Genomic DNA, 21710 nt, shown 5'->3' with positions numbered 1-21710 from the left:
GTATGAAAGAGAAAGTTTACTATCCAATTGATAAGCAAACTAAAGAAGTGTTCGCACCAGTTAAAGCTGAATATCGTGGCGGTATGTACCATATTCCAAGAGATGCGCTTGAATCTGAGCCATTGCCGCCGAAGCAAGGTTTTGCTGTAGTAGCAGTTGTTGATAAGTCAGGTAAGGCGATTGACTCGGAATACATCGAAGATCATCGAGGTGTATTGACTTACAATGAGTCAGAATGCACCAAGTCAGAGGTAGTATCTGAATTAGGTCCAATCAAAGAAGGCTTCACACCGGACAAACCGCTAACTGAATTTGATGAGCGTATTGAAGGTGTATGGCTAACCAACCTAAGCAATAAATACATTCACGATTATGCGCAAGTGGATGCCACTCGCTCAGCGCTTTATACCCAACTCACCGACCCACTGGAAAGTGAGCTTGCCCGTAAACAGCGGCAAGGTAAAACCGATGCGGTGCAAACACTCTCTGATCGTATCAACGAGCTAGAGGCCAAAATCAAAGCAGAGAACCCATACCCAGACGCGCCAACCAACTAATCACCAAACCCAGCCTAGCCGCTGGGTTTGTTCTTTCTACCTTCCCAAACTTCTATATCTGTGCACTAGAAATGCCATAAGTACCCTTTAAACCTCAGCTCGATACACTGGTTTTGTGGGGCGCTAATCACTAGTTACGAGAGAAAAATAAATGAATCAAACAGAGGTAAAAGCGTTAGTTGTTTCTTTGCTAGACATTACCGGGCTAAAGAAAACTCTAACGTCTGTTAGTGCAACCCTAATCAGCTTTGGCGTGAACGATATTGCTCAGCTTATCGCTATTTCTGTGGGCATCGTTTCAGGTGTTATGGCTATTCGCCACTATGCCGTTGCCACCAAACTCAACCAAGCCAAGCTAGACAAACTGAACTCTCAAGAGGACGGAGCAATATGAGCTTAAAAACCAAAGCAATACAAGCGGTGGTATGCTCTGTCACTTCAGTTCTTGCCATTGTCTTTACTATCGACTCAGAGCTAAGCGTCAGTGAAAACGGTTTACGCCATATCGCTAACGAGGAAGGTTGCCGCCTTAAGTCCTACCAATGCAGTGCGAACGTTTGGACTGTCGGCTTAGGTTATACCAAAGGCGTGACCAAGGATACACATATTACCGAAAAGCAAGCCGCTGAAAGCTTTGTTGAAAGCGTATCTGCCGCTGAAAGTGTAGTTAACAAGCGTATCACCCAAACACCAAACCAAGGCGAGTACGACATGATGGTGAGCTTTGTTTATAACCTTGGTGCAGGTAACTTCGCTCGCTCTACATTGCTGAAAAAATTCAACCGAGGTGATCGTACTGGTGCTTGTAATGAGTATCCGCGATGGGTGTTTGTAAATGATAAAGATTGCCGACTAGAAAAAAGCAACTGTGCCGGTATTCCTAAGCGCCGAAGTAAAGAGCAAGACGTGTGTCTAAACGGTTGGCAAGGAGAGTGACCATGTTAAGTAAGTATCTAACCCTGTTTAAAGCTGTTACCTTTTCTGTTGTTCTTGGTGGTGTTGCTTACCTTTCCTACGACTACGGCGTAACGACTACAGAAGCTAAGGCCCTAAAAGCACAAAACGCCCTGTGGGATAACGTAGAACAGAAACAAGACGAGGCTTTTCAATTAGCCGTAAAACTGGCTAACCAAAAGCCTGATATTCGAATTGAGTTTAGAGAGATAGAAAAAAAGGTGATCAAGTATGCTCAAAAGAACAGTAATAAGCAGTGCGTTGTTAATGATCCTGACTGGATGCACATCCGCGCCGACTCAGTGCGAGCGCATAATCGAGCAATCGGTATTCAGCAACCCTCCACCGTCGCTGATGGTACCGCCAAAACCGTTACAAGTTACGAGCGAGACGCCGAAATCCTAGCGGAAGATGTAGCGAACCTGCAAACCTGTGCTGAAAACGCACAACAACTGCTATCGCTACAAAAATGGATAAAAGCCAATATGCAACAAGCCGAGAAGACATAACGAATTAAAAATATTAACATTGAAATTATCTGAATTATCAATACAATCAATCTCCTTTTTTTAAACGCTTTTGTGAAAATGAAAAAAATCATATCAATAATGGGGCTAGTGTTACTTTCTGGCTGTGCATCAAAATATCAACCTTCACCTACAGTAGAGAGAGTGTGGGTAAAACAAACGGACGAAACCGTGGCAACGCCTGAAGAATTGAAAGCCGCGAAAGATAAATGTGACTACCATGATCGTTTGTCAGAAGTAGTAAGTTCTTTTAAATACACCCTAGAAGACATGAATGAAGACTTGAAAAGGTATGCTAAGGTAAAAATCGAGGTTTCAAGCTGCATGTTCGATCTTGGCTATTACAAAAAAAAGATTACTAACAACGAAAAAAGCTAACCTAAGCTTAGTTAAGTTGCTTATATTCACTCGGGGTAATAACCTTTTGCCCCACAAACTCATTCAACTCCTGTAGTGCATCAATCATCGGCAGTAACTCATTCTTATGAAACAGCCAATCCACCTTACTCAGATCGAGTGACGTAATACTCTCGCGGCGAACGCTCATCAACTCGATGGGGACGCGGTGAAGAGCCAGCACATCATTCATAGTTTGGTTCTTCACTTCCTTAAACGAATCCTTTGCTTCCACTTGGCCAATGGGCTTAAGTTCTGGTGCCTTAGTGTCTTTGCCTCGTGCATTCACAAACATATTCTTAAACGCCATGCCTTCTTTTGCCTGTAGCTTGGTTTTAATTTCGTCTTCCTGCTTTTTTGTCATGCTAGGTTCATTCATATAAAGCAGGTAACCCGCGTGTTGGCCGTTGCGGTAATACTGACGGCGGAACAAGGTGGCATCATCATTAAGCCAGATGGAGGTGAGCCCACTTACGTGACCGGGTAACCCGTAGATCTCTTGAGCAACGTCGTATTCAGAGAGATGAAAGATCTGCCATTCCTTAAAATCAACTCTGCCATCATCCTCGTAAGTTTTCGGCTTGTAGGTATAACCCAAGTCCTCGCGGCGACGCATATACAAAGCGGGAATGTGTTTAACCTGAACGATAGGACCTTTGCCTGCGTGTGAGCGAACAATTTGGAAATAGCCGTTGCCAAAGGTGAGATAGTCTTGGATAAACCGCTTAAGGTCACGACGGGATAATATTGGCGAAACGTTCACAGCATAGGCGAGGGTGTTACGTTTAAATTCTATCGCGCTCGAGTGCATCGGGTTAACGCGCAGCGCTTTGGCTAAGGTATCGAATGGAATAGGTGGCTCATATAACCCATCAACCAAAGCTGTTTCAAGGTAACTTAGGATGTCGCTGTTCATCACGCTAACAGGGTTAGAAAATTCAATCTCAATCACTTCGTTTCTCCACTCTTTGGCTTAGAAAATTTCAACGGTGGTATCGTCGTCATTGTTAATATCAATTGGCTCCCAGCACATCACGTGCATTGAAGCCCAGGCAAGGTCAGCATGCGACCCTATCTTGCTGCGGTTAGAGACAAACGTAACCTGGTTACTGATATTGGTGGTCTGCTGGCGAATCATCAGGAAAGAATGCACCAGGTCATCCCATTCGGCGTCAAACTGCAGTCGACCATTGCCGATAATCTCTCGCGCTTTGTAGGCCATCATCCGCTTTACCTCTGGTGAGTAGTTCAGTTCGAGCAAAGACGGATAGAACTTTCTAACCAACTCAGCCACGGCAGAACCTACACCGCTGGTATCGATGGCGAGGTGCACTACATTGTATTTTTCGGTGATCCCGCGAATGGCTTCAGCTTGCTGATCATAGCTTGAACCTTTGAGTCTTAAGCGCTCGATGAAGCGGAAAACGCCGCCCTTCATTTTTGGCTTAAGTGAAACCACTAAACCTGCATCATCTGAGCCTTCTCCTTGACCACCACCTCTTGGGTCATAGCCGACTAACACTTCCGCGTCACCGACGGGGCGTGGCTTGTTGTGGTCAACTTCCTTCCATAGAGAGGAATCCGCTTTGCAGACGAGAAGAGCTTTTAGTGAAAAGAACGAAGCACTGTCATCCAAGAATTTGCATCGCAGTAGGTTGTCGAAGATTTCCTTAACCGGATATTTACGCTTTAGCTTCTCCATGTTGAAGAAGGTCGCGCCTTTCTTCATCGCATCATCAACGGTGATCATCTGCCTGAAGATAAAATCAGGACCTAGCGCCCCATCTTTCAGCGCGGTGTGGCTGATATCAATGCTGTGCTCTTTCTTACCTTCCCATTTCGGATAAGCTTCATGAGCCATCGTGGAAGGTGTCGAAATGTAAGTAGTACGGAACTTCGCTTGTATCGACATGCCGCCTGCGTAGTCATCCAGCTCAGCGAAGCGGGGTATCCAAAACACTTCATCCCAATACATGTGGCCGTTGAAACCTTGAGAGGTTGAAACGTTGGTCGACATAAAGCCCAGCTTGGCGCCATTACTTAGTTCAATATCATCTTTGCCTTTTAGGTCGACTTCACCAATCTCCAAAGCAAACTTACGGATGTAGTTTTTAAAGATGTACGCCTGCTTTTTCGATGCAGAGATAAAGACCTAGTTATCACCATTAAGTACAGCGTCTTCGAAAGCTTCATAAGCAAAATAGAAGGTGAGACCAATCTGGCGCGACTTCAGATAGAAACGTGTTTCGTTGATGTCATCATCAAGCTTGTGAGCGTGTATCTCTTTTGGTACTCAAAGAAAGTACTCTCGCGGTATTCATCAAGCATCTCTTTGGTGATCTGTGAAACGTCATTCTTAACTTTGTTAGGTTTGCGACCTCTAGGGCTTTTGTGCCTGGTCTGCTTCGCTTATTCTCCGCTTCAACACGTTTGTAGTGCTGGTCGAGTAGCATCTTCAGCTCGCGCTCCTGACACTCAAGCTTTTGGTCAACCCACATCAGATACGTGATCCTCTGACGCAGCATGAGCTCTACGGGCAAATCATCCCGCATTTCCTTCCAGCCAAATTTTGATATCCATTGCTGAACCGTTCGGGTGGCAACACCGATTTTATCCGCGATTTCAGCCGGCTTTTGCTGGCGTAAGAACAAACCAAACGCTTGAGTTTGCGCTGGCGTGTATAGCGGCTGGTTCAGATTGGTTACTGCATTCGTCTCCATGCCAGCATAGTGCTACAGAGTCCGCCATTACTCAGCTTGCGAGAGTTCTATATCGGGTATCTAGAATCAGGATGAATACAAAAAGAGGAAGGCTTTCGTTAGATTGAAATCATCGAATTCAGGAGAGTTTAGACATGTTTCAGTCAGAGCCGATTTGTATTTTGCAGGCAGGGACAACCGTTGATGGTCGCGTTATTGAACAGAAAATCATTGATGAAATCGCAGAGACCTATAACCCAGAGGTGTACACCGCACGCATTAATGAAGAGCACTATGACTGGAGCTACAAATTTGGTTCGGTGTTGTCGGTAGAGAAGCGTGAAGACAAGTTGTTTGCGGTTATTAAACCTAACTCCCATTTGCTACGCATGACGGAACAAGGCCAGTTACTCCATACATCCTGTGAGTTCATTGAGAAGTTTTCTAACACTGAGAAAGCCTATTTAACCGGACTGGCTCTGACCGACAAACCAGCATCACTGGGTACAACTCAAATCCACCTCTCTAGCAAGGACGATGGCAAGGTTCACGTACTTTCAAAGTTTACGATCGAACCCCAAGCGCTTTCGCAAGAAGAACCAGAAAGTGATGCCTCCTTATTCCAGAAATTCAAAAGCTGGCTCAGCGGTGAAAAGTCTCCTGAGCAGTTCTCGCAACAAGAGGAAGAAAGCGAAATGAGTAAAGAAACTGAAGAGCTGCTCAAACAAAGCATCGAGCAGAACAAGGTACTCAGTACCAACTTAGGCCTGTTGGTCGAAAGCCTTTCCGCACAGAAAAAGCCAGAGGTTTATCAAGAGGAGCCTGAAAGCAATCAGCTCGATGAACTCAAAGGTCAGGTGGAGCAGTTGTGTCGGAGATGACGACAACGCTTAGCCAAATCACTGACGAAACACCGCGCAAGCTAGCAGGTCAGGACAGCGAAGAAGAGCAGTACTTATAACGCCAGTCTGACGAAGAGAAACAGGTAAAACTATGCAGAAACAAACGCAAATCAAGCTCAATGCTTACGTGAAGAAAGTCGCTGAGCAAAATGAAGTGGATGACGCGACCCAGAAGTTTAACGTCACGCCGAACGGCACGCAGAAAATCATTGGTCAGATGCGAGAGAGCAACTGGTTCCTGAAGAAGATCAACATCATTCCGGTGAAGAACCAGAAAGGCGAGTCCATTGGTCTGGGTGTAACGGGCATGATTGCTAGTCGGACCGATACTTCAGGTGAAGATCGCCGTGTACCGAAAGACTACTCAGGTATGGGCGCGATGCCATACATGTGTGAGCAGACTAACTTCGATACCGCTATTCGCTACGACAAACTTGATGCCTGGGCGCACGACAAGCGCTTCAACTCAATCATCTCAGCTCATACGCGTGAGCAGATTGACGCTAACAAAATCACCATCGGTTGGTACGGTGAACGTGTAGAGAAGAACACAAACGCGAGCTCGAACCCAAACGGTGAAGACGTCAACAAAGGTTGGTTTCAGGCGATGCGTGACCACAACGCCGAGCGCTACATCACCGAAATTGTGCCGAATTCCGGTGAGATCCGAATCGGTGAAGGTGGTGACTTCATTAATCTCGATTTAGCGGTGCTCAACACCAAGAACCTGCTTCATGATGCCTGCGAAAACGACTCAAACCTGATCGCGATTATCGGCTCTGACTTGCTGGCTTACGACAAAGCGAAGTTCTACGAAGCGCATGGCAATACACCAAGCGAGAAGAGCAAGATTCAGGAAGTACAGGTCATTGGAACCTACGGTGGTCTGCCTGCAGTGAAGGTTCCGGGTTTCCCGTCAACCGGCATTATGGTGACCAGCTACGACAACCTGTCTATCTACATTCAGGAAGGCTCAATTCGTCGCTCGATGGGTAAGAAGAACGACGAGAAAGATCAGATCGAGAACTTCGAGTCGATGAACATGGCTTACGTCATTGAAGAAATCGGCAAAGCAGCCGCGATGGAATTCAAGAACGTCAAACTGAAGATTGGCGAAAACTGGGTATAGCCCTTAAACGACCACCCCCTCAATGCGGGCTCTAACACTCAATCTGTGAAGCCTTGGCAGAAGCAGAGTTCAGTGTTTGTCTGCCCGCATTTCTCACGAGGAACCATGATGGAATTTGTCGGTGATAAAAGCGAAACCTACGACTCAGAGCTACCTGCCACGGCAAAGTATCCGGTGTTGAAGCTAGCAGAGTTTCAGTCTCTGTTTCATTTCATGAGCAATGAAACAGAGGCAGGCATTCTGCATCAAGTGAGCGTGTCACGTATCAAAGTACACAAAGAGTTGGAGTGCGTCATAGCGCCTTACGAGGACCTAAACGCACTTTCTAAGGATAAGTTTGAAGATGAAGAAGCAGGCGTAACGCTCTACAAGCAAGCGGTGTTTGCTTTAACCGCCAGTGAGCTGATCGGTATTCAGTTAAGTGGGGATGCCACAGCGGAAGCGGCGCAGCGACATGAAGCGTTAACAGACAAAAAGCAGCATTGCGAAGTCCAACATCGCCAGTCTATTGACCTGCTCATTAACGGTCACGAAACCTACTGTTTTGAGGTGGTGTAATGCAAGCGCTACAAAGCCTGACTGAGCTGTTTAAAAGCCACATCACTGATTCGAAGAGCTTAGATATCTGGGTAGAAGATGGCGCTCTGTTTTGTGGTCAAGGACCTCTAGTCGACGGCTATGAATTGGAATACACCGCTATTGTTTTTGTCCAGAACGCGAGAGTAAAGCCGCACATTCTCTTCATGCATTTGGTGAACTGGCTGAACAATCATGATCCGGAACGAACAGAGAAAGGCTTACCAGCACCGACGTTTGCGACTCAGGTGCTTGATGATGGCAAATGTGACATCAAGATAAAAATCGACCTCAGAGAAAGCTACTCACTGGCAGAAAGTGAGCAAGGCAACTGGAAGCAGCAAGGGACCCTATATGAGTGTATCAGCGAATTTGAGGCGGCTGTGCAGGCGGATGAACTGAATGAGCTGGTTTACTTCGTTGGTCATACCAAGGACTTACCATGAAGACCCTAGAAAGCCCAGATCAGCTAACTCAACTAGTAGATATGTTGGTCATAAAAGCTTCTGAAAAGCATGACTTAAACCGCCGAATGGCAAACCGAGCTCGGCAGTTTTTCAGGCAGCAAGTCAGAGCGCAGCGAGACATTAACAACAACCCATATCAAAGCCGAAGGCCAAAGATTCCGCTTGATGATGGAGCCAACAACAAAGACATGCTGCTGGGTTTTGCTCAGGTATTACGAACACGAGCGAGTGACAAAGGATTTGAGGTTGGTCTAAAGGGCACTGCGGGTGTCATTGGGCGTGAGCACAATGAAGGTGCTCAGCTCTCTTTCATCACAAGGGTAAACGGCTTCTTCGATTCCAAGGTGGGGCAGTGGCAGGGCGGGATACTCACTAAACGAAGTTATCACATGCCCAAACGTACATTTATCGGCTGGACGCCACAGCTCGAAAAAGAGTTGTTGGCGATGGCTGCAGAACACTTTGCACTAGAGGATGCAACGTAATGCGAACATTTAAGGTTAAGCCGAGCAGCAAAGGCTTACTGGTTCGAGACCCTGAAACCAGACAACCGCTGAAAGCTGCGGGAGAAGTGAAACCGCGCAATACCTACTGGCTACGCCGAATCAAAGATAAATCCGTTGTTGAGGTTAAGGCGAAACAACAAAAACAGGAGACTGAAGAATGAGTATCAGCTTCTCAGAAGTGCCGAGCAATGCTCGTGTCCCAGGCATGTATGTCGAGATTGATAACAGCCTGGCTAACAGTGCTGAAGACCAGCAACTTTGCCTAGTGATCGGCAATGCCGTCGATGGTGCCGCGGTAGGGGCGAACACAGTAAAGCTTTGCATGGATGATGTAAAAGCTGCTGAGCAATTTGGCAGCTCAGATATCGTTAAGATGGTGAAATTCTTCCGCAAGCAGGATGAAACCATGCCCGTGTATGCGGTGAGTGTGGCCAGCAATGACACCATGTCTGCTCTTGCTGCATTGGGCGATAAGCAGTATCACCATATCATTTGTTCATTGAATGACGAGACCACCATTCGTGACTTGGGAGAGTTCTTGGAAAAGCGCTACGACGCGCTCAATCAAATCCCTGGTCTGGCGTATCTACCAAAGAAAGGCACACACTCGGAGCTGGTGACCTTTGGTTCGAAAAGCAATTGCCCGCTGATCAGCTTTATGTCGATTGATAGCTTGGGTGATTCTTCGAATCAGGTGTTGTCGGATGCAGAAGCCGTTGCCGCTTGGGCAGGGCAAATTGCCCCTTCATTGGCCAATGACCACTGCAAACCCTCAAACTGAGTGGCGTGTACTCAACGGCGGAAACGGAATTCGACTGGGCAGAGCGTAACTTACTGCTTCATGAAGGAATGGGGACTTACACGGTCACGCCGAGCAAAGAAGTGCAGATTGAGCGCCCAGTAACTGCGTATACCGAGAATGCGTCAGGTATCGCCGACAACAGTTACCTCGACATCATGACACCGGCAACCGCAATGTATTTCCGCCAGAAGCAGCGCTCTCGCATCCTGAGCAAATACGCGCGCCACAAAGTCGCAAAGGACGGTACCAAGTTCGCGCCCGGTCAGGTCATTGTTACGCCAAGCATGTTCAAAAGTGAATTGCTCGCTTTGTATCGGGAGCTGGAATATCAGGGCATCGTGCAAGATTTTGATGGCTACAAAAAGTCTTTGATTGTCGAGCTCGACCAGACTAACAAGCAACGCATCAACTATCAGGATTCACCGCAGTTCGTGAATGGATTGATCATCGTTGCAGGTAAGATTCAATTCAGGAAGTAAACCATGGGAACAACAATTACTAGCCGCGCTGTACTTAATGCCGGTTCATTGGGGCGTTTACCAATCAAAGAAGGCGCGGAAATCAACTTCGGTAACCTCAAGCGTGAACCGGTTATGGGTGACGATGGTGTGCTTGGCCACAGCGAGTCTTATGAAGAGGCGCCATCCATCAAGTGTGTCATCGCCCACGCCAGCAATACCGATGAAGATGCCATCAAAGAATTCGTCGATGAAAACATCACGCTCGAAACGAACAGTGGCAAAACCTACACCTTAACCGATGCGTGGGTGGGTGACCCGCTCACGTTGGCCGTGAAGGAAGGGCAGCTGGAAGTCATGTTCTATGGCTACGAGCTAATTCCACAATAAGGAGCGAGCCATGTATTCAATACTCATGAAGCGTCAGGCGATCACCAACAAGCCTAAAGTCGTGCAGGTAGAGCAATCGAATCGACCATCGGCGTTGAGTAAGCCCTGGGAAGAAATCCAATTGATGCTCAAACAAGATTTGTCTTACGTTCGAACCTTGGTGGGCTCAAAGGAGAAAGACCCATTCAAAGAGTCTTTGATCGAGAAGTACCGCTCTACCGTCGAAACCCTGCTTGAAACGCATCAGGGCAATTACGCCAATCTTGATGTGTTGTGGTGGTTCTTCATGTGGCATGTCGATTTGGGACTGCTGGAAACCATTCACGATGACTTTCGCAATGCCATTGGTGCTGGGCTGGAAACACCACACAACTGGAAAATGAACGGCCAGACTGCCTATTGCGGCTATGTATTCAATTACTCGCTGGAAGCCCACAAAGCCAACAAAGAGTATGAACGTAGTTACTTGCTCAATGCTGTACAGGATTTGCAATCTGGTGAGCTGGCAACCAATGCACCACTGAAAGTGAAAATGTATCGCTTGGTCGGTGACTGGCATTACGAAGAAGGCGAACGCGAACTGGCGTGCCAACTCTATGAACAGGTAATGAAGCTGGACCCGGACAAAGGCGGTTGTAAAACCAAACTCAAAGAACTGAAGGAAGAACTGGGATATGGCGACACCGATTAAACACAGTAGTGAAGTGAAAAAGGTTAAGTTGGCAGTACCGCATGAGAAAGACGGCGAGATGATTGAAGAACTTGAAATCACCAAACCGCACTCGGGCAACCTGCGGGGTTTAAACCTCATCAAAGTGTGTGAGATGGATTTTGAAACAGGCCAGATTCTGGTGCCACGAATAACGCGTCTTGACGAGCGAGACATGCTCAACTTCGCACCAGAGAACTGGGAGCCGGTACTGACTGAAATCGCCTCTTTTTTCGTCAACACGAAACAGTAATCGAATACGTTGAAGACTACTACGCAGATATAGCAGTAGTGCTGAGCTGGCAGCCAAGCGAATTGGATAGGCTTAGCTACGAAGACTTGTTGCTGTTTCGAGAAAAAGCCAGAGTAAGACACGAACGGAAAGAGAGCGAATAAGCTCTCTTTTTTGCATCACCAATAAGGGATATCACCATGAAAATGAATCTGTCAGTTGTGATGGGGATGAAAGACAAGATATCCGCACCGCTCAAGGGCATCTCCAGCGAATCAGATTACTACGCAAAGGTCATCAAAAAGGTGCAAAAAGCGCAGGCAGATGACACCGCTGCACTAGGTATGATCGCGTCATTCAAAAACTCGCAGAAAGCGATAAGTAAGAACGCCCTCGCGATTGCAGCCACTAATGAAAAACTCACCGAACTCAAAGCCAAAGCGGCATCGGCGACGCGCCCAAGCGCTGCACTGACAGAGAAAATCAGCAAACAACAGGATAAGTTAGATAAGCTCAACGCAGAGCAAACAAGCTACAAGAACAACCTGGTTCGGCTAGGTAAACAGCTTAGCCAGACAGGCGTGAAAATGTATGACCTGGAAGGCGAAAGCGATCGGCTAAACCGAAGCTACAAAAAGCACGGCCAAGAGATTGCGCGCCTTAGCAAGAAGTATTCGATCTTACAGGGCGCAATGAAGCCCATTCAAAAGCTCAATGGTGCGATTCGTTTACCAAATGTTGCCTCCGCCGCGGTAGGAAAGGGTGCTGCCTTATTGGGTGGCGTCAGCTTGGCTGGATTGGTCTCAGAGGTAAACAGGACTGCAGAAGAGATGGACAAGCTGGCCAAGGTCGCGGGTAACCTGAATCTGCCGATTGAAGAGCTGCAAGCCATGCAATCCCAAGCTAATCATGCAGGCGTTGAAAGCGATGCGCTGTCTGGCTCAATGCTCAGGTTTACTAAACGCTTAGGCGTATTGCAGGAGACGGGGACGGGCGCACTGGGTTCATTCCTTAAGAAAAGCGGTAACTCACTCCATAAAGACTTACAGGGAGCAGAAGATACCCAGCACGCCTACGAAATGCTGCTTGGTGCATTTTCAAAGCTAGAGTCACCTCAAGAGCAGATGGCATTTGCCGATGCCGCGTTCGGGCAGGATGGGCGCAAAATGTTAATCATGCTCCGCGAAGGTACACAGGGGCTAACTACTGCACGTAAAGAACTTAATGCTCTTGGTGGAGGTGCAACAGCTGAAGACTCTGCAAAGGCAGAAGCATACAACGACGCACTGCAGAAAATTCAGGAAAGTGTTCGTTCAATGAAGTTTGCTGCGCTCGCGCCAGTGATGGAGAAAGTCACCAAAGTCTTTACCCGTTTCTCAGACAAGTTTAAGAACGCGAAATGGCGCACCGAGTTTATTGAAAAGCTTATTCAAACTGTCGATGGCCTGTATCGAGGATTTGCACTACTCGGTAAAGGGCTTATCTGGGTAACTCAGAATTTCAAAGGTATTGTGGCGGCACTCGCGATTTTTAAAGTCGCGATGATTGGCCTTAACGCCGTGATCATGGCTAACCCGATCGGGATGATTGTGGCAGCGGTAGGTGCAGCGATTATCGCCATAACGTACTTAGTCGATAAGTTTGTTGGCTTAGATAAAGTCATCAGGTGGGTAGGGGAGAAAATAGGCTGGTTATGGGATAAGTTCAAAGCGCTTATCAACAAACTCCCAGACTCCCTTATTCCAGATGGTTGGAAGATAGAAACCGAACAGGCAAGCAAACAAGTCGACAGCCTCGCCAGCAAGCTCGATGGCATTAAAGACAAAAACGCCAAACTTGGTATTACCACTGAAGAAAAAACAAACCGCCGTGAAACAACCAGTTCACAATACCATGCTTATCAGTCAGGAAATCTGACTACGCCAAAGCAATATCAAGCCTACCAACCACTTACTAGCCAGACCTTAAAGGGCAAATCCGAAGTCGAACTTCGGATTAAGTCAGATAAGCCAGTTACTGTGGATAAAGCTAAGAGTGAAAAGGGTACCGAGCTTAACTTGGATGTGGGTAGTCTGGGGTGGAGTTATTGACGTTACCAGAGGGTGTTAACTGCAACGTTATATAATTTAATACACGATCAGATTATATAATTTACGATGTTACAAAACCTTAAACATTTACGCATATGTTTAGGGTTTTGTAACGCTGGGAGAAAGAGCTTTGCAGTTATCTAAATCACTTTGTTTGAGATTTTAAATATCGAGCCAAAGCATCTCGCGATTCTTTTAGTGCTTGATTTACATCTTCGTGGTTTTCGTTATCCCGTTTGATTCGCCAACTTAGAGCTAACCAGCAGAACTTGGTGTAAACACGGGGATTATGCTTTTGCCTAGCTTCAATATAGGGCTGAAGGTGAGTGAACAAGAAGATCACAGTGCTGCCGTATGTTCCATAGAGAAACTTATCATCGTATACTTTGTGGTAAATAGCGTTGGCACAACGCTCCCACTCATTCATGACAGTTGATAGGTGCTTTGCTTCATTAGTGAGTTGGTTTTCTTCAAGCCCCCAAAATTCTACAGGCTTTGCTTGTTGACGAAGCATTGCTCTTACTGCTTGAGTTGAAGTAACCACTTTGTCGTTGTGTTTGTATGTTGATTCAAAATCTAAAGCATTCTTGACTCTAGTTGAGTGTATATTGTGGCGGAGCGTAAAGTATGCAGCAGTTGCTGCAAGTAGGGCGGCAATTGCGGTAGCATAAACAGTTGGGTGGTTAACTAATATCTGTTCAAAAATACTATCGTACTGGGTTACATTTGCCATTGAAAACCTCTAAAAACTAAAAAGGAGTGCTGAATAGCACTCCTCTTGTGGAATTTGATAGTTGACACTGGCTAGAACCAGTCTTCTTCGCGGTATAGTTTCATCTTATATCCCCTTGTTGTGTGCTTTTCAGCAAAGTAACTAGTAGTTACTGTGTACGTACATCATGCCTACATATGAGATACATGTCAATGATAGCAGTACTACTAAGAACTATAGCGTGATACCTCGCACTAGTATAGCTGATGGTACAGCAATACTAATAGCTGTAAGAGTTTAACTAGTCTGTTTGAACAGACTGGGTTGGTGGTAAGTTTTTGATTTAATTTGATTTTTTCAGTCTCGCTTTGAAGTGGGGGCGAAAGGTCGCCCCCACTTCAAAGCGAGACCTAGTAGTAGTGTCAACAGCATTATACTGATAGTACACGTTTGTATACGATATGTCACGGTTAAAGTCGGTAGTGCTGTGTATAGTTAAATAGTGTCCTAAAAAATGACATCATTTTCCGAGTTCTTTGCTAGTAGCCGTATCTTCACATTGTGTACAGTACCAACTACTAGAAGATACCTTTACCCAATTATGGGGAGAACCGTTTTTGCATATGGTATATTTCCATTTCTCGATAGCCTTCGAGTGCTGAGTTGTTGGCCGCTTTGTCATTTAGTTTGCCACTGTGAAAGTTGTCTTATACATACCTAAAGGATGTACTGCCAAACGGCGGAGTATTTGGATTGTAATAAATATTTGCTACTTTTCTGTCGATTTAAGCTGCTATTGGATACCAAACCTAAAAACTCACCTAATCTTTCACTACATATTATCCCACAAAGCAAATGAACGATACAAAACGTGAACATACGTTGACATAATTCACGTCGTAGCGATAAACTTCAAAGGCACTGGCAAAATCCAGTGTCGGGATTGGACCCCCGTTTGATTTACTCAAGGCGCATAGTCGCCAGCTTTTTGCTGGTTTTTTTATGTGCGGCGTTGGCACACCTAAACATGGTGGTTTTGCTTAACTATTAGGCAAAATGTAACTGAATTATGGTGGGCTGGGCAGGGCAGCTTTATGCTGGCCGTTTCCTTGAGTGCGGTAGGTCCAACCTTGTTCAGTTCACCACCCATTGATTGGACCCTTTGAGTGGTGATTTAAAAATCATACTCAAGGAGGCCATCATGCCTAATACAACTTCCCTTACCCTGACAGTATCTGATCTTGTCTTTAATCAAGGTGAAAAAGTTCGTACCACATCTCTCAAAGTGGCAGAAGCGTTTAATAAACGGCACGACGATGTTTTGCGTAAGCTAAGAAGCCTTGAGTGTTCACAAGAATTCATTGACCGCAATTTTACGGGCAATGAATATCAAGATAGGAGAGGGCGCTCTTTGCCTCTCTATGAAATGACTAAAGATGGTTTTATGTTCTTGGTCATGGGCTTTACTGGAAAGAAAGCAGCGCAGATAAAAGAAGCTTATATAAACGCATTCAACCAGATGGCCAATCAACTCCGCAGCGCCATGCCGACACTTCCTCCCGCTCAATACCAACTCCCCGAAACCTGTTTACCTAACTTCTATGACTCCGGTTGGTTACCCGCACTCTACAAACGCTGCCCTGCAGAAAGCCACTGGACATATCACATCAAGTTTCAGATAAGACCAAAAGGCGGGAAGTTCTGCGCGAAGTTTGAATTAGGAATAGGGGGCAAAGGTGAAGATAAGCCGTGGTTTGAATCCAGCGGCTCCGAGTTCATCGACAGCGGTTTCTACCTAGAGTATCGAGACCTAAGTGAGCTATGGGAGAACGTTCGTAAAGTGTTGACCAAGTATCAGGCTAACAGTCCGTTCTAAAGAAAAACACCGAGCTTAGGCTCGGCGATCTTATTAGTCTTCTTCATCGTTTCTTAATTCGTTAATTTTGTCCTTTAGTTTCTTTAGGATTGTACCGGATAGCGCAACGATAGATTCGCTAACGGTAGGTTCCGCGCCATGAACTATTGAATTCCTAAGCTTTATTACTGTTAAAATCTGATCATGAAGAGAAGGGTCTATGAGCTTTGCTTGGAGCAGTATCTCGGCTAACTTGGGGTTAGGCAATCTGCGTCTGTTCTTGAATTTAGTATCTTCATGTACGAAACGAAACTCGTGCCCATAATCTTGAAGTATTCTCTCAATAGCGTTGAAATTACGTAGGAAATCTGTAAGTTTCCCCGATTTTGACTCCTCTTCGTCAATGAATGTCTGGCCTTTTAAAATGTTACTCGCCTTTTCTAGCCTATCCGTAGAAATTACTTCAAATATAAAATATGCTATAAAAATAAGGTTTAAAACAAATGAGACCTGTCCAATGTGAATAGCATAAAATGAGGCATCAGTTAAAGTGTAAAAGTCACTCGAAATGACAAAATTACATGTAAATATCGTAAAAAATGTAGAAGCTGTAACTGAAAAAAGTAATTTTGTATGCTGTTCTTTTAAAGTATTGATCACCTCGGCTAATGAGTCATCATTTGATACTTCACGATTAAGCTCCTCTCTGACGAAAACAAATCCAGTTAGAGTCAATCCATAGATACCAGCAGTGACTTGTGCAGATGTAGAATATAGATAGAGTACTTGTTCTGCTTTTAGTTTGAATAATGGTAGATTTGACCCAAATAGACATGCAACTACAGATAGGACAACAAAAGCTAGTAAAAAGTATCCAGTTGCTTCTGAAGGAGTTATGTAATCTTTATTTTCTCTATTATTCAATCTCTTAGTCTCTGTGAAAAATAAAAAGTCATACTATACATACACTTAATTTTTTTCTAGGGTTTGCTTCCCTTGTGAATCGAATTAGTGCCTATTATCAAACTTTCGGGTGAAGAATGGCGACAAAAATGGCGGCACTCATTGAAAAACTACGTTGAATAAGGGTTTAAATCGCCATTTTTAACTGTTTTTATATACATGTGAATTTCTTTAAGGTATTGAATTATATTGATTATGTGTTTTGTGTTTCAAGTTCTATGGCATGTCTTCTCAGTCTGTTATGGATAAGCACCCAGGCGGTGTTGCAAAGTACCGCGCAGCTGAAGGAAAAACCGTACTATTGCCATACCGCGGCTCTGTTCACGGTACTATCTCAGATATCCTTGGTGGTGTGCGTTCAACTTGTACCTACGTAGGCGAAGCAAAGCTTAAAGAGCTAACTAAGCGTACGACTTTCATCCGTGTACAAGAGCAAGAGAACAACGTGTTCGGTAAAGAGAAGTAATCCTGCACTTCTGAAAACTCGAAATATTAAGAGCCGCATTTTGCGGCTCTTTTTTTACCTGAAAATTGTTAAGTGGTGACAACTATAAAGAGTAATATCTATATATGTTCACTCAGCTTCTCCGGCTCTGTCTATCTACTTACACTGTTTATTACGCTACCTAATCAAAAACAATTTGAATGGTATTAGGTTGCATATAAGGCTAAAAGATGGGAAGAACTTCACAAAGGTCTAATTGGAGTAGGTGAAAATAAGCGGTGGCTTTAATCCAGCTCCCCGAGATCGTCGAAAGTAGTTTGAAAATTAAACAAGATAAAGGAAGGCATCAGACAAGTAATCCCTTCTAAAGTAAACGCCAAGCTTAAGCTTGGCGTAGTGAATGTGGACTTTAGAAGATTAAACTTTAGGTGTGGTTCAAGTTATTCTCTTGCACTAAGATATCTTGCTTCGCATAATCCGCTGTTTTGTGTGATACCTATCCGAACGGGTTTCTGTGTAGAATAGGCAGTTAATGCTGTGGAGAGCATAGCTTTGGGACTAGGCTTGTTATTTGAGCTGAGCCACACAATGTCATGTCCACATTTCCATTCTGAAGATGCCGGATTTGGATTGGTATGGTCTTTGAGACCAATCCACACACTTTCGTTTTCCATAGCCGTTACCCTGTATACAGTAGCGGTCCAGTGAACCTCACCCTCAGATGCAACAGAAGGGATGGTGAATAGAGTTGTGGCTAGTATAGCTAATAGTTTTTTCATTGATTTTTCTCAGCTTAGTCTTTATTTGAGAAGGATATTAATGCATTACATATTTAAATGTTAGTGTAATTTTAAATAGACTGGGTTAATGCAAATGCTTTGAGTAGGGAAGGTATGTGTTGGCTGTTGAGTTGTTTGGCTGGTTTTATCTACCAGTTTCAAGCCTTTAGCTTTTTAATCAGGCTGGGTAATAACTTACGCCTTACTTATCAAAGTTCATTGGTAAGCGGGTCACAGAATGAAAATCCAAAGTGGCCCACAGTAGATGAACATTAGATCTTTTGTAATTATGCTGGTACAGAATTATTGGAGGAGCTATGGATCTATTAGTTAAGTTGTATGATATGCCCCAGTTAGAACGAACTTGCCCAAGTGATGTACTGATTCGATCTGCTATGGTGCCGGAGAGGCATATAGTTGTCGATTTTGTTCGAAAGCACTTTAGTGAATATTGGGTAAGTGAAGTTGAGTTTGCCTTATCACAACATCCTGTTCGTTGTTTAGTTGCCATTCAAAACGGAAATGTAGTGGGTTTTGCTTGTTACGACACCACTTTTAAAGGCTTTTTTGGCCCCACTGGCGTGAGTGAGGCGATGAGAGGTCGAGGCATTGGAGAGTTGCTTCTGCATAAAGCACTCAATTGCATGAAGGATCAAGGCCATTGCTATGCATTTGTAGGAAAGGCTGGCCCAAAAGAATTTTATGAGCGCTCTGTTAATGCTATCGAAATTGAAGGTTCCGTCCCTGGTGCTTACAAAGGCATATTACGAAGAGAAAATCAAAATTAAGTGATATATTATCTAAGTGTGAGTGGGTGTAGTTTTATTATTTTTGTAAATTATGATGAATAATATTATTGAACTATGGTTATTAAAATATGAAACACTAACTGATTAGGGTCGTTATTAGCGGCTCTTTTTATATATTGAAATTAACTTCATATAACGGTTTTTTAATAATTGTTTTTGTCAATTTATTACTGTAATTAAACTCATCTTCTATACAGAACAATCTAAAATTATTTTTATTTAAATGTTTTTCTAAAATTAATAAAAATAAGAATAATCTTACTTTAATCGTTTTCATGTTGGCTATTATATTAAAGCTAGATTTTATGATGTTTCATATTGATAATGAGAGTAATGAAAGAAAAAGAGCATATAGATGAAATTTTGAGTAAACACTCAGAGTTTGAATGCAAGAACCTATCTAGTAGCGTATCAAGTGAAGAGTTTATCAATACTCAAGCCTTATTTTTTGATAAAGAGTCTCACTGGTACGCATCAGAAGAATCTAGACCGGGGTTTACGGAATTAAGGCTGCAAGATATTGCTTTTAGCCCTCAAAAGTACTTGGAAGAAAAACACACTGATGCTCTTAATATCTTAGATGTCGGGACAGGTTCAGGAGTGCTGATTAAATATATAGAAGATGCATTCCAAAATATCTGTCTGCATGCTTTGGACTTGTCCTACAATCAACTGAGAATCGTTCAGTCTCAATACCCACATGTCTATACTCATCAGGGAGATATATCTAGCTTTGTTAATCCAGTTGCATTTGATGTGATATATTGTAATGCTTGCTTTGGAAACTTTTTAAACCAAACGGCTGCGTTAAAAAACATGTCAAACATGTTGAGTAATCATGGCATTATTGTAATCAGTCATCCTCTTGGGTCCGACTTTGTTGAACACCTTCATCTGAGTAATAAGTTCATTGTGCCGAACACTTTACCCACTAGCATAACAGAAGTTCAAGAGTTAATTGCAGACACCAAACTAATAGTATCTGACCTGATAGATACTAAAGATCTTTACATATGTGTTTTGAAAAAGGCGGTTTGTTGAGAGTAATGCTATTAATTTATCCACAGTTGGCAGCTAATAAAGATAGCCCTTTGTGATTAAAAACATGAGGTGGTCACTCCAATAGAAAGTGACACTTAAAACCAATATTTGATCAGCACTTCTTAATTATGACAAGTATGCAGTTGTAATCTTTTGTTAAGTACACTGACCCTCACAGGGAAGGATAAACAACCTACTTGATGTTAAAAAAATTTCTTTGTCCTTGTTCAACTTAGATACTATTATTTCTTTAGTAAAGTGTTAAAATTGCTTATAATTTCAGATAATTAACCATTGCTTATGTAGGGGAAGCTGAGCGTGGCGAGTGTCGCTTCAAAGATAAAAATAGCAATACTGGATGATCATGAACTCGTGTTACAGGGTATCAAGTCCTATTTAACTAATGAAGAAAGCTTCACTATCCTTGGTACCTATACAAAAAGTAGTGAATTGCTTAAAAGCTTTACCCATAACCTACCAGATGTGCTTGTTGCTGATTATGAGCTGACACCCGATGAGAACGATGGTGCTAATTTAGTTCGTTCTATTCACGCGAAATTTCCAAGTATCAAAATCATAGTCATGTCCAGTCATTTTAATACAGGTATCGTTTCGTTAGCGTTACGTGCTGGGGCAAAAGGATTTGTTGGGAAACATCAAAGCCAAGAAGAACTGATTAAAGCAGTCAAAATGGTGTGTAAGGGAAAGCTGTATTTAGAACGAAATATGGCAGAACAAATCTCTGAAAATAGGGGAGTTTCTCTAAGTCTCAATAATGGCTCTTCTCATACATCATTGCAGATGACCCCGCTGATTAAACAAGGTGAGCTCACCACCCGCGAGAGAGAAGTAGTTCGATGCTTAATTTCCGGAATGACTGTGTCTGAAATCGCTGCTAAGTTTTCTCGGAGCATTAAAACAATCAGCACACAAAAGGTAAATGCTATGAAAAAACTTGGTGTGAGTAGTGATAAAGAGCTTTACCAAATAGAATTTAAAGAGATAGATAGACAAGAATAAACCTACTATCCTGTACTAATTTAGCTCTGAGCTAGCAGAGTAAAGCGGAAGTTTAGATTGAATCTGAATTAGTACACTTTAGGTAACTTACTCTTCTATCTCATTTTTATTCGGTAAATGATGGGTTAATAGGTTGCTATAAAATCTAGATTCCGAAAATTTGAAATTTATAATGGATTCATCGGATTGAAATGTAGAACTCTTAAATTCTAACTCAGTGTTTTTACCAGTAACCATATAATCATTGTGGACAACTAAGGAATCAGAGGAAATGGTGTTTAATTCACTGTTCTTAAAGCTTAATTCTACACCTCCAGACATAATATGGTTACCATGGTTGTCTAAGAATTGATTTTTCGTATAAATGATTTTTGGATACAGGTTATATGAATCGCAATCTAAAGCTAGAGTGAAGAATAATATTGTTACTATTTTTAAAGCTCGATGTGTCTCAATATTATTTTTTGATTTCGTTAATAGTGTAAGAGTGTTAATGTTTAAAGTGGCTTGTAGAGATTGAATGGTTTCTTTTGATGCTATACCAGTTTTCTCCACTCTTTGGATAGTACGAATACTCAAGCCACTCATCATAGCAAGACTCTCTTGAGTCAATAATCGATTTTCTCGAATCTCTTTAAGCTTATTACCATCAACTTTCATAACGATTACTGTATTTAAGTAAGCCCAGAGAG

At 43.5% G+C, this 21710-nt stretch carries 24 protein-coding genes and 4 pseudogenes; 22 read left to right on the top strand and 6 right to left on the bottom strand.

The annotated features are described in order from the left end of the window. The first annotated feature begins 2 nt into the window (after window positions 1-2). The 5 genes from L1D31_RS01485 to L1D31_RS01465 all read left to right on the top strand — a co-directional run bounded on the left by L1D31_RS01485 (window position 3) and on the right by L1D31_RS01465 (window position 2416). Window positions 3-557, top strand: coding sequence for a hypothetical protein (locus tag L1D31_RS01485; RefSeq protein WP_239835327.1), 555 nt, complete (start codon window positions 3-5; stop codon window positions 555-557). 151 nt (window positions 558-708) lie between these two features. Continuing rightward, window positions 709-951, top strand: coding sequence for a hypothetical protein (locus L1D31_RS01480; protein WP_171349396.1), 243 nt, complete (start codon window positions 709-711; stop codon window positions 949-951). Continuing rightward, on the top strand, window positions 948-1493 hold the full coding sequence (locus L1D31_RS01475; protein WP_239835326.1) for a lysozyme: 546 nt from the start codon (window positions 948-950) through the stop codon (window positions 1491-1493). Before L1D31_RS01480 ends, L1D31_RS01475 begins: the two co-directional genes overlap by 4 nt. Before the next feature lie 2 nt (window positions 1494-1495). Next, window positions 1496-2020 carry a hypothetical protein gene (locus L1D31_RS01470; protein ID WP_239835325.1) on the top strand — a complete coding sequence of 175 codons (525 nt, stop codon included), beginning with the start codon at window positions 1496-1498 and terminating at the stop codon, window positions 2018-2020. A gap of 78 nt (window positions 2021-2098) precedes the next feature. Continuing rightward, window positions 2099-2416 carry a hypothetical protein gene (locus L1D31_RS01465; protein ID WP_239835324.1) on the top strand — a complete coding sequence of 106 codons (318 nt, stop codon included), beginning with the start codon at window positions 2099-2101 and terminating at the stop codon, window positions 2414-2416. Between the two features lie 7 nt (window positions 2417-2423). Here L1D31_RS01465 and L1D31_RS01460 read toward each other — a convergent pair whose 3' ends face one another. Together L1D31_RS01460 and L1D31_RS01455 are read right to left on the bottom strand one after the other, a co-directional pair. Further along, the gene (locus tag L1D31_RS01460; protein ID WP_239835323.1) at window positions 2424-3386 is read right to left on the bottom strand and encodes a phage portal protein; all 963 of its coding nucleotides are present in this window, start codon (window positions 3384-3386) and stop codon (window positions 2424-2426) included. Between the two features lie 21 nt (window positions 3387-3407). Continuing rightward, window positions 3408-5154: pseudogene (locus L1D31_RS01455) on the bottom strand (terminase family protein). A 134-nt stretch (window positions 5155-5288) separates the two neighbouring features. Here L1D31_RS01455 and L1D31_RS01450 point away from each other — a divergent pair. The 12 genes and pseudogenes from L1D31_RS01450 (at window position 5289) to L1D31_RS01395 (ending at window position 13394) form a co-directional block, all read left to right on the top strand. Further along, window positions 5289-6094 (top strand): annotated as a pseudogene (locus tag L1D31_RS01450) (GPO family capsid scaffolding protein). Between the two features lie 32 nt (window positions 6095-6126). After that, window positions 6127-7164 carry a phage major capsid protein, P2 family gene (locus tag L1D31_RS01445; RefSeq protein ID WP_239835322.1) on the top strand — a complete coding sequence of 346 codons (1038 nt, stop codon included), beginning with the start codon at window positions 6127-6129 and terminating at the stop codon, window positions 7162-7164. Window positions 7165-7272: 108 nt separating this feature from the next. Beyond that, a complete protein-coding gene (locus tag L1D31_RS01440) occupies window positions 7273-7722 on the top strand; it encodes a head completion/stabilization protein (protein WP_239836356.1) in 450 nt (149 codons plus the stop codon). After that, window positions 7722-8186: a phage tail protein gene (locus L1D31_RS01435; protein WP_043010145.1), complete on the top strand. Its 465-nt coding sequence runs from the start codon at window positions 7722-7724 to the stop codon at window positions 8184-8186. Before L1D31_RS01440 ends, L1D31_RS01435 begins: the two co-directional genes overlap by 1 nt. Continuing rightward, window positions 8183-8692 (top strand): phage virion morphogenesis protein, encoded by a 510-nt coding sequence (locus L1D31_RS01430; RefSeq protein WP_239835321.1) that lies wholly within the window; start codon window positions 8183-8185, stop codon window positions 8690-8692. Before L1D31_RS01435 ends, L1D31_RS01430 begins: the two co-directional genes overlap by 4 nt. Next, complete coding sequence (locus L1D31_RS01425) at window positions 8692-8874, top strand: DUF2635 domain-containing protein (RefSeq protein ID WP_152472119.1); 183 nt, start codon at window positions 8692-8694, stop codon at window positions 8872-8874. The genes L1D31_RS01430 and L1D31_RS01425 overlap by 1 nt, the downstream gene beginning before the upstream one ends. After that, window positions 8871-9994 (top strand): annotated as a pseudogene (locus tag L1D31_RS01420) (phage tail sheath subtilisin-like domain-containing protein). Before L1D31_RS01425 ends, L1D31_RS01420 begins: the two are co-directional and overlap by 4 nt. Window positions 9995-9997: 3 nt before the next feature. Continuing rightward, window positions 9998-10363, top strand: a complete 366-nt coding sequence (locus tag L1D31_RS01415; protein WP_239835320.1) for a phage tail tube protein — start codon at window positions 9998-10000, stop codon at window positions 10361-10363. Window positions 10364-10373: 10 nt separating this feature from the next. Beyond that, window positions 10374-11054 (top strand): phage terminase small subunit, encoded by a 681-nt coding sequence (gene gpM / locus L1D31_RS01410; RefSeq protein ID WP_239835319.1) that lies wholly within the window; start codon window positions 10374-10376, stop codon window positions 11052-11054. Then, entirely contained in the window at window positions 11038-11325 is a 288-nt protein-coding gene (locus tag L1D31_RS01405) for a phage tail assembly protein (RefSeq protein ID WP_239835318.1), read from the top strand. The genes gpM and L1D31_RS01405 overlap by 17 nt, the downstream gene beginning before the upstream one ends. Further along, window positions 11325-11468: a GpE family phage tail protein gene (locus tag L1D31_RS01400; RefSeq protein WP_345772827.1), complete on the top strand. Its 144-nt coding sequence runs from the start codon at window positions 11325-11327 to the stop codon at window positions 11466-11468. Before L1D31_RS01405 ends, L1D31_RS01400 begins: the two co-directional genes overlap by 1 nt. 36 nt (window positions 11469-11504) lie before the next feature. Beyond that, on the top strand, window positions 11505-13394 hold the full coding sequence (locus L1D31_RS01395) for a hypothetical protein (RefSeq protein ID WP_239835316.1): 1890 nt from the start codon (window positions 11505-11507) through the stop codon (window positions 13392-13394). 145 nt (window positions 13395-13539) lie between these two features. Here L1D31_RS01395 and L1D31_RS01390 read toward each other — a convergent pair whose 3' ends face one another. Beyond that, window positions 13540-14127: a DUF4760 domain-containing protein gene (locus L1D31_RS01390; RefSeq protein WP_239835315.1), complete on the bottom strand. Its 588-nt coding sequence runs from the start codon at window positions 14125-14127 to the stop codon at window positions 13540-13542. 1180 nt (window positions 14128-15307) lie between these two features. Here L1D31_RS01390 and L1D31_RS01385 point away from each other — a divergent pair. After that, window positions 15308-15982 (top strand): Rha family transcriptional regulator, encoded by a 675-nt coding sequence (locus tag L1D31_RS01385; RefSeq protein ID WP_239835314.1) that lies wholly within the window; start codon window positions 15308-15310, stop codon window positions 15980-15982. Between the two features lie 33 nt (window positions 15983-16015). Here the strand turns inward: L1D31_RS01385 and L1D31_RS01380 are convergent, their stop codons facing one another. Next, entirely contained in the window at window positions 16016-16885 is an 870-nt protein-coding gene (locus L1D31_RS01380) for a hypothetical protein (protein WP_239835313.1), read from the bottom strand. A gap of 250 nt (window positions 16886-17135) precedes the next feature. Here L1D31_RS01380 and L1D31_RS01375 point away from each other — a divergent pair. Next, a pseudogene (locus L1D31_RS01375) lies at window positions 17136-17390 on the top strand (IMP dehydrogenase); the annotation flags it as partial. 419 nt (window positions 17391-17809) lie between these two features. On the opposite strand, the gene L1D31_RS01370 reads toward L1D31_RS01375, so the two are convergent. Next, on the bottom strand, window positions 17810-18148 hold the full coding sequence (locus tag L1D31_RS01370) for a hypothetical protein (RefSeq protein WP_239835312.1): 339 nt from the start codon (window positions 18146-18148) through the stop codon (window positions 17810-17812). A 317-nt stretch (window positions 18149-18465) separates the two neighbouring features. On the opposite strand from L1D31_RS01370, the gene L1D31_RS01365 reads away from it, so the two are divergent. The 3 genes from L1D31_RS01365 (at window position 18466) to L1D31_RS01355 (ending at window position 21018) form a co-directional block, all read left to right on the top strand. Continuing rightward, window positions 18466-18936, top strand: a complete 471-nt coding sequence (locus L1D31_RS01365; protein ID WP_239835311.1) for a GNAT family N-acetyltransferase — start codon at window positions 18466-18468, stop codon at window positions 18934-18936. Window positions 18937-19290: 354 nt separating this feature from the next. Beyond that, complete coding sequence (locus L1D31_RS01360) at window positions 19291-19998, top strand: methyltransferase domain-containing protein (RefSeq protein ID WP_239835310.1); 708 nt, start codon at window positions 19291-19293, stop codon at window positions 19996-19998. 318 nt (window positions 19999-20316) lie between these two features. Next, window positions 20317-21018 (top strand): response regulator transcription factor, encoded by a 702-nt coding sequence (locus tag L1D31_RS01355; protein ID WP_239835309.1) that lies wholly within the window; start codon window positions 20317-20319, stop codon window positions 21016-21018. A gap of 87 nt (window positions 21019-21105) precedes the next feature. Here L1D31_RS01355 and L1D31_RS01350 read toward each other — a convergent pair whose 3' ends face one another. Next, window positions 21106-21678: a helix-turn-helix transcriptional regulator gene (locus L1D31_RS01350; protein WP_239835308.1), complete on the bottom strand. Its 573-nt coding sequence runs from the start codon at window positions 21676-21678 to the stop codon at window positions 21106-21108. Window positions 21679-21710 lie beyond the last annotated feature (32 nt).

The organism is Vibrio sp. Isolate23, assembly GCF_022398095.1.
Taxonomy (GTDB): Bacteria; Pseudomonadota; Gammaproteobacteria; order Enterobacterales; family Vibrionaceae; genus Vibrio; species Vibrio coralliilyticus_A.
Note: the sequence above shows the minus strand (reverse complement) of the source record. Positions and strands in the feature narration are given on the sequence as shown.